The 14260-nt window shown below is 71.1% G+C and carries 14 protein-coding genes; 5 read left to right on the top strand and 9 right to left on the bottom strand.

Going from position 1 to position 14260, the window contains the following annotated elements; all coding sequences use genetic code 11:
- Positions 1–354: 354 nt before the first annotated feature.
- Together AB0G17_RS22240 and AB0G17_RS22235 are read left to right on the top strand one after the other, a co-directional pair.
- Positions 355–1371: an NlpC/P60 family protein gene (locus tag AB0G17_RS22240; RefSeq protein WP_361385573.1), complete on the top strand. Its 1017-nt coding sequence runs from the start codon at positions 355–357 to the stop codon at positions 1369–1371.
- A 581-nt stretch (positions 1372–1952) separates the two neighbouring features.
- Positions 1953–3434 (top strand): SpoIIE family protein phosphatase, encoded by a 1482-nt coding sequence (locus tag AB0G17_RS22235; protein WP_361385360.1) that lies wholly within the window; start codon positions 1953–1955, stop codon positions 3432–3434.
- Positions 3435–3523: 89 nt separating this feature from the next.
- Here the strand turns inward: AB0G17_RS22235 and AB0G17_RS22230 are convergent, their stop codons facing one another.
- From AB0G17_RS22230 to AB0G17_RS22215, 4 genes are all read right to left on the bottom strand, one after another.
- Positions 3524–3874 (bottom strand): DUF2516 family protein, encoded by a 351-nt coding sequence (locus AB0G17_RS22230; protein ID WP_361385570.1) that lies wholly within the window; start codon positions 3872–3874, stop codon positions 3524–3526.
- Positions 3875–3980: 106 nt separating this feature from the next.
- Positions 3981–4595: a hypothetical protein gene (locus AB0G17_RS22225; RefSeq protein ID WP_361385357.1), complete on the bottom strand. Its 615-nt coding sequence runs from the start codon at positions 4593–4595 to the stop codon at positions 3981–3983.
- 46 nt (positions 4596–4641) lie between these two features.
- The gene (locus AB0G17_RS22220) at positions 4642–5085 is read right to left on the bottom strand and encodes a helix-turn-helix transcriptional regulator (protein ID WP_361385354.1); all 444 of its coding nucleotides are present in this window, start codon (positions 5083–5085) and stop codon (positions 4642–4644) included.
- A 338-nt stretch (positions 5086–5423) separates the two neighbouring features.
- Positions 5424–5774 (bottom strand): helix-turn-helix domain-containing protein, encoded by a 351-nt coding sequence (locus AB0G17_RS22215; RefSeq protein WP_361385567.1) that lies wholly within the window; start codon positions 5772–5774, stop codon positions 5424–5426.
- 45 nt (positions 5775–5819) lie between these two features.
- On the opposite strand from AB0G17_RS22215, the gene AB0G17_RS22210 reads away from it, so the two are divergent.
- Together AB0G17_RS22210 and AB0G17_RS22205 are read left to right on the top strand one after the other, a co-directional pair.
- Positions 5820–6707 carry an NAD(P)-binding domain-containing protein gene (locus AB0G17_RS22210; RefSeq protein ID WP_361385351.1) on the top strand — a complete coding sequence of 296 codons (888 nt, stop codon included), beginning with the start codon at positions 5820–5822 and terminating at the stop codon, positions 6705–6707.
- A gap of 352 nt (positions 6708–7059) precedes the next feature.
- A complete protein-coding gene (locus tag AB0G17_RS22205; RefSeq protein WP_361385348.1) occupies positions 7060–7488 on the top strand; it encodes a VOC family protein in 429 nt (142 codons plus the stop codon).
- Between the two features lie 259 nt (positions 7489–7747).
- Here the strand turns inward: AB0G17_RS22205 and AB0G17_RS22200 are convergent, their stop codons facing one another.
- From AB0G17_RS22200 to AB0G17_RS22190, 3 genes are all read right to left on the bottom strand, one after another.
- Positions 7748–8314 (bottom strand): YceI family protein, encoded by a 567-nt coding sequence (locus tag AB0G17_RS22200; RefSeq protein WP_361385345.1) that lies wholly within the window; start codon positions 8312–8314, stop codon positions 7748–7750.
- A 109-nt stretch (positions 8315–8423) separates the two neighbouring features.
- Positions 8424–10550: an AAA family ATPase gene (locus AB0G17_RS22195; RefSeq protein ID WP_361385342.1), complete on the bottom strand. Its 2127-nt coding sequence runs from the start codon at positions 10548–10550 to the stop codon at positions 8424–8426.
- A 63-nt stretch (positions 10551–10613) separates the two neighbouring features.
- Complete coding sequence (locus AB0G17_RS22190; RefSeq protein ID WP_361385339.1) at positions 10614–11222, bottom strand: TetR family transcriptional regulator; 609 nt, start codon at positions 11220–11222, stop codon at positions 10614–10616.
- A 144-nt stretch (positions 11223–11366) separates the two neighbouring features.
- On the opposite strand from AB0G17_RS22190, the gene AB0G17_RS22185 reads away from it, so the two are divergent.
- Entirely contained in the window at positions 11367–12338 is a 972-nt protein-coding gene (locus tag AB0G17_RS22185) for a zinc-binding dehydrogenase (RefSeq protein ID WP_361385336.1), read from the top strand.
- A 48-nt stretch (positions 12339–12386) separates the two neighbouring features.
- Here AB0G17_RS22185 and AB0G17_RS22180 read toward each other — a convergent pair whose 3' ends face one another.
- Positions 12387–13076, bottom strand: a complete 690-nt coding sequence (locus AB0G17_RS22180) for an HAD hydrolase-like protein (RefSeq protein ID WP_361385333.1) — start codon at positions 13074–13076, stop codon at positions 12387–12389.
- A 128-nt stretch (positions 13077–13204) separates the two neighbouring features.
- On the bottom strand, positions 13205–14134 hold the full coding sequence (locus tag AB0G17_RS22175; RefSeq protein ID WP_361385330.1) for a GntR family transcriptional regulator: 930 nt from the start codon (positions 14132–14134) through the stop codon (positions 13205–13207).
- Positions 14135–14260: the final 126 nt, after the last annotated feature.

Genomic DNA, 14260 nt, shown 5'->3' with positions numbered 1-14260 from the left:
GAGGGGTGAGCGGCGGAAGGGTGGCGGCCGGGGTAGCGCCCCCTGCCAGGGTCCGGTGACCTCGCAAGGGTGAATGTCGAGGCCGGGCCGCGTCGAGGGGAACGCACCGCGCGTTCCGTTCGTCCCACACGCGGGGGGTGACCCGTGAGGTGCCCATCCGCCCCTGTCGTTTTGGGGGACGGCATGGCACCATCACGACGTTGCCAGAATGTTACTGACGGTAAATCAGACCGAACGCGATCTACCGTATTGCCGGGTGTTGGTGTTGTCCGGTTGTCCGGAGGGGGAAACTTAGTGCAGCCGCGCCGCTTGGCCACCGCGATCACCGTGGTGTGCGCCTTGACCGTGCTCGCGATGCCGGCCACGGCGTTCGCCGCGCCGAATCCGAAGCCGGATCCGACGACGTCGTCCGCTCCCCCGGCTCCGCCGCTCTCCTCGAAGAGCCTTGAGGACGTGCGCACGGAGATAGACGAGCTCTACCGCCAGGCGGCGGTCGCGACCGAGGCGTACAACCAGGCCCAGGAGCAGACCAAGCTCCAGTCCGCCGAGATCGTGAAGATCGCCCAGGCGATCGTCACGGGCGAGGAGCGGATCAAGCGGCTGAAGGACCAGGCGGGGGCGGCGGCCCGGCTGCAGTACCGCACGGGCGGGCTGCCGCTCGGCGCGCAGATGATGCTCAGCGGCAACCCGGACGGCTTCCTGGACGGCGCCGACCGGCTGCGCCAGGGCCAGCAGGCCACCCAGGGACTGCTGGCCGAACTGAACCGTACGCAACAGGACTTGGCGCAGTACTCGAAGGACGCCTCCGCCCAGTGGAAGAGGCTGGAGGCGAACCGCGTCAAGAAGGAGACCGCCAAGAAGGAGATCACCGGCAAGATCGCGGCCGCCGAGAAGCTGGAGACCCAGCTGGAGGCGAAGGAGCGCGAGCGGCTGGCGGAGCTGGAGCGGCAGCAGCAGTACAAGGCGCAGACGGCCTGGCTCAGTTCGGGGATATTGAAGGAGATCAGCGGCAGGGCGAGCGAACAGGGCCGCAAGGCGGTCAAGTTCGCCACCGACCAGATCGGCAAGCCGTACGAGTGGGGCGCGGAGGGACCGCGTACGTACGACTGCTCGGGCCTGACCTCACAGGCGTGGCTCGCGGCGGGCCGGGGCATCCCGCGCACCTCGCAGGAGCAGTGGGCACAACTGCCGCATGTCGCCATCAAGGACATGCGTCCGGGCGATCTCATCATCTACTTCTCGGACGCGACGCACGTCGGGATGTACATCGGCGACGGCGCGATCGTGCACGCGCCCCGACCGGGGCGCGATGTGACGGTCACGGGCGCGGGGACGATGCCGATCCTGGGGGTCGTGCGGCCGGACAAGTAGGGAAGTAGGGACGGGGTGGGCCGGGGGACGAACCGGGCCTGGCCGGGCGGGCCCCGGGAGGGACGGACCGTGCCTGGCCGGGCGGGGCCCGGGAGGGACCAACCCGCGCCCCGGCCGGGCGGCGGGCGAGGCCCGGGGCGTCCGCCCGGACAAGTAGGGACGGGTGGCCCGAGGACGAACCGGACCCGACCGAGCGGGGGCCCGGGAGGGCGAACCGTGCCCCGGCCGGGCGGCGGCCCGGGGGCGAACCGGACCCCGGCCGGGCGGCGGCCCGGGGGCGAACCGGACCCCGGCCGAGCGGCAGCCTGGGGGGCGAACCGGACCCCGGCCGAGCGGGGCCCGGGGGCGAACCGGACCCCGGCCGAGCGGGGCCCGGCAGGGCGAACCGGACCCCCGCCGGGCGGCGGCCAAGGTGTCGGCCGCCCCGACAAAGTGCGGCATGTGGCATATGCCATGAGCCATTTGCCGAACAGTCACCGAACGCCATTCCGCTGCGCCGCCCACTGACGCTAGGGTCCCGGACTGGCGGCAACGCAGCCCGCGTTCCGTGGCGCCCTCGGGGGGAGGGAAGGACCGGAACGATGCCCGCACCGCAGATGTGGTCCCCTCGGACGCCCCCGCCGGGCCCGGGTGAACCGGCCCCGGCCGGCCAGGCCACCCCGGGCGGCCCCTTGTCGCCGCCCCCGGGCCTGCCGGGAACACGTGCGCCCGACGGGCTCGTGGGAGCGGGCGGCCCGGACGCCCTCGCGGGAGCGGGCGGAGCGGTCGTACCGACGGCGCCGGGTGCGCCCGGCGTGGGCACCACGGGGCTCGACGCGGCTGTCGGCAGCGCGCCCACCACAACCGCACCCCTGCCCCCCGCCCTCAACCTCCTCGTCATCGAGGACGACCCCGTCGGCCCCTTCACCGTCTCCGAGCTGCTGCACACCGCCGGGACCCGGGTGCGGATCCGTACCGCGCGCAATCTCACCGAGGCCGAGCGGCTGCTCACCGATGACGTGAACTGCATCCTCCTGGACCTCGCGCTGCCCGGCCGCGACCCCGACGACGAGCTCGCCGCGCTGCGGCACCTGCTGCGGCTCGCACCCCGGCACGCGGTCCTCGCCCTCACCGCCTCCACCCACGCCGAACGCGCCGCCGAGGCCGTCCGCGTCGGCGCGCAGGACTACCTCTTCCGCGACGAGCTGGACGGCAGACTGCTGAGCCGGGCCATCCGGTACGCGGTTGAGCGCAAGCGCGCCGACACCGCGCAGTACAAGCTCGCGGAGTCCCGGCTGCGCGCCCAGGAGAACGCCCGCCTGGAGCGCGGGCTGCTCCCCACACCGCTCCTGGAGGGCTCCGACCTGCGGTTCGCCGCCCGCTACCGGCCGGGCCGGTCCCGCGCCCTGCTCGGCGGCGACTTCTACGACACGGTCCGCACCCCCGACGGCACCGTCCACGCCATGATCGGCGACGTCTGCGGTCACGGTCCCGACGAGGCCGCCCTCGGGGTCGAACTCCGTATCGCCTGGCGGGCGTTGACGCTGGCGGGGCTGTGCGGCGACGCGCTTCTGACGACCCTTCAGCAGGTCCTGGAGCACGAGCGCGACGGGGACGAGATCTTCGCGACGCTCTGCACGGTCGACATCGCCCCGGACGGCCGCCGCGCGGAGCTCAGCCTGGCGGGCCACCCGGCCCCGCTCATCGCCCGCGCGGACCGCCCCGCGAGCCTGCTGGCGTACGAGAGCGGAGGCCCGGCGCTCGGGCTACTGCCGCAGACGCGCTGGCCGCGCCGCCGGGTCGAACTGGGGGAGGCGTGGAGCCTGTTGATGTACACGGACGGCCTGATCGAGGGCCGTACCGGCGTCGGCAATCAGCGCCTGGGCCAGGAGGGCATGACCGACATGGTCAACCGCCTCCTGACGACGGGCCTGCGCGGCGAGTCACTCCTGGAGGCGGCGGTCACCGAGGCCCGCGAACTCAACGGCGGTGAACTCACCGACGACGTGGCGGTGTTGCTGCTTGAGCGAGTGGCCCGGCCGGGCGACGAACCCATACGGACCGAGGCTGGTGGAACCGCTTAACGGCCGCCGTTGTACGGCCCGTACGGGCGGGCTTGAGCGGGCGGCTCGTACGGGCGACCGGCCCGTACGGGACAAGGCCGGCGGACCGCTCAGCGGCCGCCGTTGTACGGCCCGTACGGACCGTCGCTGCTCGATCCGCCGCGACGGCCGCCACGGCCGCCGCGCCCGCGACCGCCGCTGATCTGCCGCACCGCCGGGCGTACGTCCACGATGTAGACGATCACCGCGACCGCGCCGATGACCGGCAGGAACGAGAGCAGCGGGAACAGCACGCTGACGAGCAGCGCGATGGCAAGGATGATCAGCCAGAACGGCTTGGTCTGCTTGTCCACCGCCCGGAACGCGTCCTCGCGGCGGAAGGCCGCGTCCACGAGCGCGAACAGGCTCAATGCGGTTAGGGCTGTACTCAGCAGCCACATGAACCCCGTGAATCCCTGCATCAGCACGGTCGTCCACCACCTTTCCCGGGATCGTCCCCAAGCGGCCAAGGTACCCGTCAAACGAGGCGGACACCGAAAAGGTGCCCGCCTGCGTGACGGGACCCGCTCACTCCGAGGGCTTGGCCGTGGCCTTCTTGGCCGTGGTCCTGCGCGCGGCCGGCTTCTTGGCGGACGCGGGCTTGGCCTCGGCGGAGGCGTCGGCGGCGGGGGTCTGCGACGACGCGGACTCGTTCGCGGACGCGGACGCGGGCTCCGGGTCCGGCTCAACGGCCTCCGCGACCTCCAAGATCTCCTCGGCGGCCTCGCCGCGCCACTCCCTGACGGCCTCCTGGCCGCGCTCGGCCACCCGGTCGTACCCCTCACGGGCCTTGACCAGGGACTCGGCCGCGAAGCCGACCGCCTGGAGGGCGAGGTGCTGGACGGAGTCGCCCAGCTTCTTCACATCGCCGTCGAGCGCGCCCACGACCTCGTTCACCTTCGCGGTGACGACGGCCTGGGCTTCCTTGGCCTGGGCGACGACCTTGTCCTGGACGACCTTGGGGTCGGCCTTGCGCACGGCCTCGAACCGCGCCGGGACCTCGGTCTGGATCCGCTCGACCAGCACCGGGATCTTCTCCGGAACCTTCGCGGCCTGCTTGGCGCCGAGGTCGAGCGCGCCGGCGACGAAGAAGAGGGGCTTGGGGTCGGTCAGGGCATTACGCAGCTCATCGGTGACGGCCATGCTGGTTTCCTCCCGGATCAGTGATCAGTACATGGATCAGCGTGGATCAGCTCTGGGGAGCCGATGGGTCATCGCCCACGCCGTCGGCCTCGTTCTCGTCCTTGCCCTTGCCCCGTCCCGGGCCCGGAGCACGTGTGTCCGCGTCGAGCCCGTTCTCCTTGCGGAAGGACTCGTAGATCTGGATCAGCACCTGCTTCTGCCGCTCGTCGAGCGAGGGGTCGGCGAGGATGACGCTCCGTGTCTCCGCCGCTTCTGGCGCCCGTTCATCGAGGATCCCGGCCTGTACGTACAGCGTCTCGGCGGAGATCCGCAGCGCCTTGGCGAGCTGCTGCAGGATGTCCGCGCTCGGCTTGCGCAGCCCGCGCTCGATCTGGCTCAGATACGGATTGGAGACCCCGGCGGCATCCGCGAGCTGCCGCAACGAGAGCTGCGCGTTACGCCGCTGCTCGCGCAGGAACTCGCCGAGATTGCCGACGTTGAGCGATGCCATGCCTTGATACTGCCCCCTCCTCGCTAACTTTTGCAAGCACCTGCTTGCAAAAGTGTGCGACGCCACGTGACCGTACGGCCGGGCCACGTGACCGTACGGCCGGGCCACGTGACCGTACGGCCGAGCCACGTGACCGTACGGCCGAGCCACGTGACCGTACGGCCGGGGAGGGGCGCGCCTGGCGCCCCGCCCCGCCCGTTCGTGGTCACCGAGGAAGAGCAACCGCAGTACCCACTTTTTTGTGGGTACTTGGCAGTGAACGACGGCGGAGCGAATCTTGTTGCAGGTGGTCGGAGGGCCGCCGGGTTCGGGTGAGTCGGAGGTGAGGTGACGCCGTGTCAAGGAGTCGATTGAGCTTCCGCGAGCTTCTCCAAGCGGCGATGGCCCCAGTCAGTTAGCGGGGCCAACGCCTCAGAAAGTTCGCGGCCAAAGTCAGTCAGCGAGTACACGGTCTTCAGCGGCAGTCCCTCGTGCACTTCCCGGTGCACCAGACCGTCCGCCTCCATCTCACGGAGCGCCTGAGTCAGAACCTTCTCGCTGAGGCTGGGCAGTTGGCGACGCAGCTCAGCGGGGCGGCGCGGGCCGAACTCCAGCAACCAGAGCAGCGTGGTCTTCCACTTGCCGTCGATCACGGCGATCGCGGCGGTTACTCCGCAGACATTCACGTCCTGGGCACGACTGCGCGTCACCTTCACCCCATCCTCAACCTTTTGTACACATACAGGAGTTGAATCATGTCCATGCTTCCTGAACAGTCTGCCGTCACCGTTCTCGGAATGGGGCCGATGGGCCGGGCTCTGGCCGGTGCGTTCCTGGACGCAGGCCAACAGACCACGGTCTGGAATCGAACACCGGGCAGGGACCGGGAATTGGTCGCACGGGGGGCGGTCGGTGCGCGATCGGCAGAAGAAGCGGTCGCCGCAAGCAGGCTGATCGTGGTCTGCGTGGTGAACTATGACGCGGCGGACAGCATTCTGCGGCGCGACGCGGTCGCCGACGCGCTCAAGGGGCGCACAGTCGTGAACCTGACTGCCGACACCCCAGAGCGGGCCCGGGGCATGGCGGACTGGGCAGCCGAGCACGGCATCCGGTACCTGGACGGCGCGATCATGACACCGACCACGACGATCGGAACGCCTGCCGCGGTGTTCCTTCACGCCGGCCCGGAGGAGCTCTACCGGGAGCACCGCCCCGTACTGGACACGCTGGGCGGCGCCCACACCCACCTCGGCGAGGAGATCGGCCGGGCTGCGGCATACGACATCGCACTGCTCGACATCTTCTGGACCGCGATGGCGGGCTATGCGCACGCCCTGGCGGTGGCGCGGGCGGAGGGCATCTCCGCACGGGAACTGGCACCGTTCGCCAAGGGGATCGGCGCGATCCTCCCGCCGATCTTCGAGCAGACCGCGGAAGAAGTGGACAGCGGCCACTTCTCCGACCAGGGCAACCCGATCACCTCAGCGGTGTCGTCCATGGCGCACATCGTCCACACTTCTGAGGCCCACGGTATCGATGCGGGCGTGATGCGCGCGGCCGAGGGCATGGCCCGCCGCGCCATCGGACGGGGCCACGGCGCGGACGGTTTTGTCCGGATCGCGGAACTCCTGGGCCGCCGCTGAGGAAACCGCCGCCGATCACCATCGCCGAAAGCACAGTTGCCCCGAAAGCCCGGCAGCACAGTTGCCCCGGAAACCCGGAAGCACAGTTGCCCCGGAAACCCCGAAGCACAGTTGCCCCGGAAACCCGGAAGCGCAGTTGCCCCGAAAGCGCAGTTGCCCCGGACCCCAGTGATCATTAGGGTCGCTCGGGTGACTGCCGGGTCGGCCATGGGCCACGCACGAGTGAGGCGCCCGGCCTCTGCGTGAGCGCGAGGCGGGCGCGAGCCCCGCCCTCTTCTCCGTGTCTTCCCTCCCGGCGCCCTCGCACGGCGCCCTGCACCCAGCGGATCACGACCCGGAGTACACGCCTGAGATGTCACTGAACCAGCAGCACGAGCACCACTCCACGTCGGCGACGGCCGGCGTCCAGTTGAACCACACCGCCGTCTACGCCGGCGACCGTCAGCTGTCGGCCGAGTTCATCGCCACGATCCTGGGCCTGGAGGTCGGCGCCCCGTTCGGGCCGTTCCTGCCCGTCGACCTCGGCAACGGCGTGACGCTCGACTACTACGAGAAGCGCGACGAGCCGATCCAGCCCCAGCACTACGCGTTCCTCGTTCCCGACGAGCGGTTCGACGGCATGATCGCCCGCCTGGACGCGGTCGGGGTCACCTACTACGCCGACCCCCACCACACCGAGCCCGGCCGGATCAACCGCCTCTTCGGCGGACGTGGCGCCTACTTCGACGACCCGGACGGCCACAACATGGAGATCATGACCCGGCCCTACATCCGGCCATAGAAGGCGGCCTAGAAGGCGGCCCCAGAAGGCGGCCCCAGAAGGGGGCCCCAGAAGGCCGGCCGGAGGCGGCGGCAGCCTCGGGCTCTCGCCGCCCCCGGAGGGGAAAACACGCTGAACGCTGCCTGCGGTTGAGCGGGACATCAGCGCCATCGACGCCTCCCGCCCAACCGCGGGCACCGGCCCAACCGCGGGCACCCGACCAACCGCGGGCACCCGGCCCAACCGCGGGCACCCGGCCCGGCTAATGCACTAGGCCCGGCTACTGCACCAGAGCCGCCTCGACGTCCAGCGTGATCTTGATGGCGTCGCCGAGCATCGCGCTCGTCGGGCCGCCATGGACCCCGAAGGCCTTGCGGCTGATCTGGGTGGTGGCGGTGAAGCCCACGACCGGGCGGTCCTGGTAGCCCTTGCCGAAGCCGATCAGCTCCAGGTCGAGGGTGACGGGCTGGGTGGCGCCGTGGACGCTCAGTTCGCCGTCGACGAGGAAACCGTCACCGTCGGCGGGGCGGACCTCCGTCGAGCGGAAGGTCATCTCGGGGAACTCCGCCGCGTTCAGGAACTCCTCCGACCGTATGTGGTTGTCGCGCTGTTCGTGCCCCGTGGAGACGGACGCGATCTGGATCGTCGCGGTCACCGACGACTCCAGCGGGTTCTCGGCGAGCACGATCTCGCCGGTGAATTCGTCGAACCGGCCGCGTACGTTGGCGACGCCCAAGTGGCGTACCGCGAAGGCGACTTCGGTGTGGACCGGGTCGATGGCCCAGGTGCCCGGGGTGTATCCGGGCAGCGTGGCGGCCGTGACGGTCGGCTCAGGAGATGTGGTCATGACGGGTGAGGCCCCCCAGAAGGCGTGAGCGGACAAGTGTCGGGTGTGCCGAGCCTGCTTGAACGCTCCACAACATAGTGAGTCGGCGCCGCTCGCGCATCCAACCGCCTTATCTCGCGGGCGTGTTGGCGCACGCGGCCGGACTCACCACTCCCTCCTCGACAGGCCCACCGACGCCCGCCATCGCGCCCGGCAGTGGCCTGCTGTGCAGGACCTCCAGGCGGGACACCGCCCGCGTCAGCACCACGTACAGCCGGTGCAGCCCCCGCTCCTCCGCCTCCGCGATCGCCGCCGGCTCCACGGCCACCACGTGGTCGTACTCCAGGCCCTTCGCCACCGTCGCGGGCAGCACCGTCACCCGGGCAGCCGCCGTCAGGTCGTCCGCCTCGGCCGTCGCCACGCCCGCCGCCGCGAGGGCCGCGCGCAGCTCCGGTACGTCCGCGTCGCGCGCGATCACGCCCACCGAGCCCTCCCGCGCGAGCGCCGCCCGTACGGACTCCACCAGCGCGTCCCGTACGTCCGTGACCCGGCGGATCGCCAGCTCGCCGTCCCGGCGCAGCGAACGCGACGGCGGTACGGCGACGTCCAGCTCGCCCAGCAGCCCGTTCGCCAGGGACACGATCGCCGCCGGGACCCGGAAACCGGTGGTCAGCGGGACCACCGGGGCATCCGGCTTGCCCAGGTGCGCCAGGTGCTCCGCCCAGTCGCGGGCCGCCCACGGGGTGGTCCCCTGCGCCAGGTCGCCGAGTACGGTCAGCGAGCCGAAGCCGGAGCGGCGGGCGACCGCCCGGCACTGCATCGGGGAGAGGTCCTGGGCCTCGTCGACGACGATGTGGCCGTATCCCTGCGGGCGTTCGATCAGCCCCGCGAGCTCGTCGAGCAGGACCTGGTCGGCCGCCGACCACTTGGCCGACTTGTACGAGCGCGGCGCGCGGCTCCACAGCAGGCGCTTCTGCTCGTCGGTGCTCAGCACGCCGTCGGCGGCCGCCGCCAGCGCGTCCGGGTCGGTGAACAGCGCGGCGAGCACCTCCTCCGGCGTGACCTTCGGCCAGGCCGCGTCCACGAACGCGGAGACCGGGCGGGCCCGCGAGATCCGTTGCAGCCAGGTGTTGTTCATCGGCCCGGCCCGGCGCTCGGCCTCCAGCTGGATGACGCGGACGGCCCGGCTGCGGACCCGTTCGCGGCCCACGGCGTACGGGGGCGCCTCGGCCCGTACCTCCTCGACGATCTTCGCGAGCTCGCCGCCGCCCACGCGCCAGCGGTACGAGCCGTCGGGCACCTCGACCGGCTCGAACCGCCCGGCCGGGTCGCCGACCCGCGCGTACAGCGCCCGGTGCAGCACCCGCGCCATCCGGGCGTCGTGCTTGACGGCGGCCGCCGCCTCGTCGTCGAGCGCCCGGACGGGGCCGCGCGCGACCTCGTCGTCGACCGTTGACTGGCGGATGTCGATCTCGCCGAGGGCGGGCAGCACCTGGGCGATGTAGTGGAGGAAGGTCCGGTTGGGGCCGAGGACCAGGAGGCCGCCGCGCTGGATGCGCTGCGGGTAGGTGTAGAGCAGATACGCGGCCCGGTGCAGCCCGACCGCCGTCTTGCCGGTGCCGGGGGCGCCCTGGACGCAGAGGGACCGGCCGAGCTCGGAGCGTACGAGGTCGTCCTGTTCGGGCTGGATGGTGGCGGCGATGTCGCGCATGGGGCCGACGCGGGGGCGCTCGATCTCGGCGGCGAGGATCCCGCCGACGGCTCCGTCCTCCTCGGGCGCGGCCGCGGTGGCGAGCCGTTCGTCTTCCATGCTCGTGAGGTCCTCGGGGGCGCCGAGGCTGCCGGGCGCCCAGCCGAAGCGGCGGCGGACGGCGACGCCCAGCGGGTCGCGGGCCCCGGCCTGGTAGAAGGTCCGCGAGACGGGCGCGCGCCAGTCGACGACCAGCGGCGGGGCGGAGGGGTGCTCGCTGATGCGGCGGCGGCCGATGTAGTAGCGCTGCCCGGCGTGGTCGCCGGAGGTCCCGCCGTCCTCGAAGTCGAGCCGTCCGAAGAACAGCGGGCTGTCCGGCTCCTGCCGCAACTCCTTGGCCCAGCTGCGCAGTTGATAGCCGAGGACTTCGGCGTCCGCGCCGGAGGCGAACGCGTTCTCGCCGATGACCACCTGGTGGCCCGCCCCTTCGACCATGCCGGCCAGGGCCGCGCGGCAGGCTTCGTGGTACGTCCGTTCCTGACTGAGTTCGCGGTCGAGTGGCGTCATGGATGCAGCATAACGCAACTCGGTTACATTTTTTACTCAGTAACGAAATATGAGGGGCGTTTGTTACGCGTACTTGCCCAGCCCGTCCCTCAGCTGCGCGAAAGCCTCCTCAGCAGCCACGACCGCACTCGCGTAGACCTCCTCGGCGCTCGCGCCGGCCTGGATCCGCCGCCAGTTCTCCTCCGCGAGGATCCGCTGTACGGCGACGATCTGGCCCGCCGCGAGGCGCGCGCCGATGTCCGTGCCCAGGGCCGCCGCGAGCGCGTCCTCGGCCCGGCCCTGGTAGGCGAAGAGCCGCGCCACCAGGCTCGGCGTGCCGTAGAGCAGCGCGTGGTATGCCCGTACCCTCGGGTCGTCGTTGAGCCCGGTCACCGGGTCGCGGCCGTCGAGCCCAGCGAGGAAGTGGCGGCGCAGGGCGGGGAGCGGTGCGAGCCCCTCCGTACGTCCCTGCGCGACCACCCGGGCGGCCTCGTCCTCGTGGTCCGCAAACCGGTGCAGGGCCAGGTCCTCCTTGGCCGGGAAGTAGCGGAAGAGGGTCGGCTTGGAGATCCCGGCGGCGGCCGCGATCTCCGCGACCGGCACGTTGTCGAAGCCCTTCTCCAGGAACAGGGCGATCGCCACGTCCGAGACGGCCTGATACGTCTGCTGCTTCTTCTGCTCCCGCAAACCCATGGGGCGAGCGTACGGGCAGCGGGCGCGGGGGCGGCTTGACCTCAACCCCACTTGAGGGAAAAGACTCCGATCAAGAGATCAAGAGATCAAGAGATCGAAAGGCCAAGAAGGCCTTTCGGCGAGCGACGGGGATGGGTGATCGGCATGCGCGTGGCACAGGTGGGGGAGTTCGGCGGCCCGGAGGTACTGGTTCCGGCGGAGCTGCCGGACCCGGTGGCGGGGCCCGACGAGGTGGTGGTCGCGGTCGACCACATCGACACGCTCTTCGTGCACACGCAGATACGGGCGGGCGCGTTCGGGGAGTACTTCGACGTCAAGCCGCCGTACGTGCCCGGCGGCGGCGTCTCCGGCACGGTGACGTCGACCGGCGCGGAGGTCGACCCGGCGGCGTGGGCGGGGCGCCGGGTGATCGCCGCGGTCGAGCCCGGCAGCTATGCCTCGCTGGCCGCCGTCCCGGTCGACCACCTCGTCCCCGTTCCCGACGGCCTCGGCCTGCGGGAGGCGGCCGCGCTGGTCCATGACAGCGTGACCGCGCTGGCCCTGCTGGACCTCACGGCCCTGAAGGAGGGCGAGACGGTCCTGATCACGGGCGCGTCCGGCGGCATGGGCACGCTCCTGGTCCAGCTCGCCCGTGCGCGGGGCGCGCGGGTGGTGGCGGTGGCACGGGGCGAGGAAAAGCTTTCGCTGGTACGGGCGTTGGGCGCGCACGAGGTCGTGGACGCGGGGTCCCCGGACTGGCCGGAGCGGGCGCGCCGGGTACTGGGTGAGGGGGGCGCGGACGTGGTCCTGGACGGCGTGGGCGGCGCGCTGGGCGCGGCGGCGTTCCCCCTGACGGCGACCGGCGGCCGCTTCTCGGCCCACGGCGCCCCCACGGGCGGCTTCGCGGCGGTCCCCCAGGAGGAGGCGGACAGCCGCGCCGTCACACTCCTCGGCATCGCCGACGTCCAGCTCACCCCGCACGACCGCGTCGCCCTGGCCGCCCAGGCCCTGAAGGAGGCGGCGGCGGGCCGCCTGCGCCCGGTGATCGGGGCGGTGTACCCGCTGGCGCGGGCGGCGGAGGCGCATGCGGCTATCGAGGGGCGGGGGGTGGTGGGGAAGGTGCTGTTGGAGGTGTAGGGGACCCTGCACGCATATGCCCCATATGCGTCATCTATCTCATCTGTCTCATGACAGAGCCTCCTGCGCGGCCACCACGAACTGGACCATCGTTTCCACCACTTCGACAGCCCCCGCCTCACGCAGTCGGCGGCGGCCGTCGGGGTTGCGGTGGTAGCCCCAGAACGGCATGCCGACGGCGCGCGCGGCCTGGCAGTCCGTGACGGAGTCACCGATCATCAGGTGGCTCTCCGGCCCTCCGGCCTCACTCATCATGGCCTGGCGCAGCGGCCAGGGATCGGGCTTCATCCGTGTCAGGTCGTCGGGACGCCCCACGACGGGGCCGTCGAAGCATCCTCGTAGCGCCTCCCGCTCCAGGCACCGCACGATGGCGTCCTCGTGGTTGCTGGAGACGATGGAGAGATGCCGGCCCGTGCCGTGCCACAGCCTGATGAAGTCCGCTGCGCCCGGGGTCTGTTCCGCGTGCTCAGCGGATTTGCGCTCCCAGGCGTCGAGGAGGTTCCGCATCTCACTGGTGGCCCTCCCCCACGCACCCTCGCCGCCCCGCCTCTTCGCTTCTTTGGCGTGCTCCAGCAACACCAGGAGAGGGTCGGTGCACTCACCCAGCTCGTCCAGCAGACATCCGTACGACGCGGCGAGCGCCAGCAGCTCTCGGGCGATCAGAGGAGCGGTGCTCGGAAGACCCAGATAGGCGCCGGCGAAGAGTCGGACGACGGGGCCGTCGAAGTCGAACACCACGCATCTGGCTTTGCGCAGCGCCTGCGGGAGGGCGGAATCGGCAACGGAATCGGCAAAGGAACCGCCATCGGATTCGGCAGCCGTCGCGCTTGCGGTGGCGGTAGCGGTCGCGGGTCGGCGGGGCACGATCAGTCTGTCCGCCTCTCCCGCTCCGTCCCCCAGTACTCCCAGCGCGAGTCGAAGAACGCCCGCGCCCGTCTCACGAGGTCGGCGTCGGACGGCTCCGAGTCGACGGAAGCGCAGAAGGGGTGCAGTTCAGCCGATCGCCCCAGGCCCATCAGGTCCGTAATGGTGATGACTTCGCCGGTGTCAAGAGCTACATCGTGCTCCTCGACCTCGTAGAAGGCCTGGAGCACCACGCGCCGGTTCAAGATGTACAGCTTGACGTCGGGAAGTTGGGGCATGTACCGACGCTCGACCGACACCTCGGCGACCCGGCCCGCCGCCTTCAGGCCGTACAACGAGTGGCGCAGGAGCCTGAAGCACGTGTCCTGGATGCCACGCACGCGCTCCAGGGGGCGGCGGTCTTCGGGGTGCCCCTTCCTGCGCGGCAGCGACAGGTCGACCGTGGTGTCCGGGAGCAGCACACGGACGGCGATGCTCTCGGGCGCCGCGACCTTCCCGTCCAGGATCCTTTGCACCTGGTCCGAAATCCGTTGCACCAGCGCTTCCGTGGTGAACGACCAGACATCGATGGTCACTTCGCCGGCACCGAACGCGTCGGCGAGGTACGGCTGGAGGAACACCGCGGGCACCCGGTCGGAGACCACCGCCTCCATGCCCTGATCCGCGCCGGGCGCCGCCCCCTCGCCCCTGCGATCCGCGTCGGCCGCAAACGTTCCGCTGCCCCGGCGCCTCTCGATCAGCCCTTCGCGCTTGAGCAGTTCCATGGCCTTGGCCACGGACGCCCGCGAGACCCCGAACCGCTCGGCCAGTTGGAACTCGCCCGGCAGGGCCCTGCCTTGCCTGTACTTGCCTTCGTTGATCTCCTTCCGAAGCTCATCCGCGATCTGCCGATAGAGGTACCCACCGCGCTTCGGCGACTCCGGGGCTGTCATGCATCAACCGTACAACTCATGCCACTTGCCCACACCCGACCTGGTCGAGACAGGGGACTCTTAGTATTTGCATGGAAACCAACAGGCAAGCTTTACGGTCGCTTCTCCTTGGGCATACAAGTAACA

Source organism: Streptomyces sp. NPDC023838, from assembly GCF_040639555.1.
GTDB lineage: Bacteria > Actinomycetota > Actinomycetes > Streptomycetales > Streptomycetaceae > Streptomyces.
This window is presented reverse-complemented; position numbering and strand designations above follow the sequence as displayed.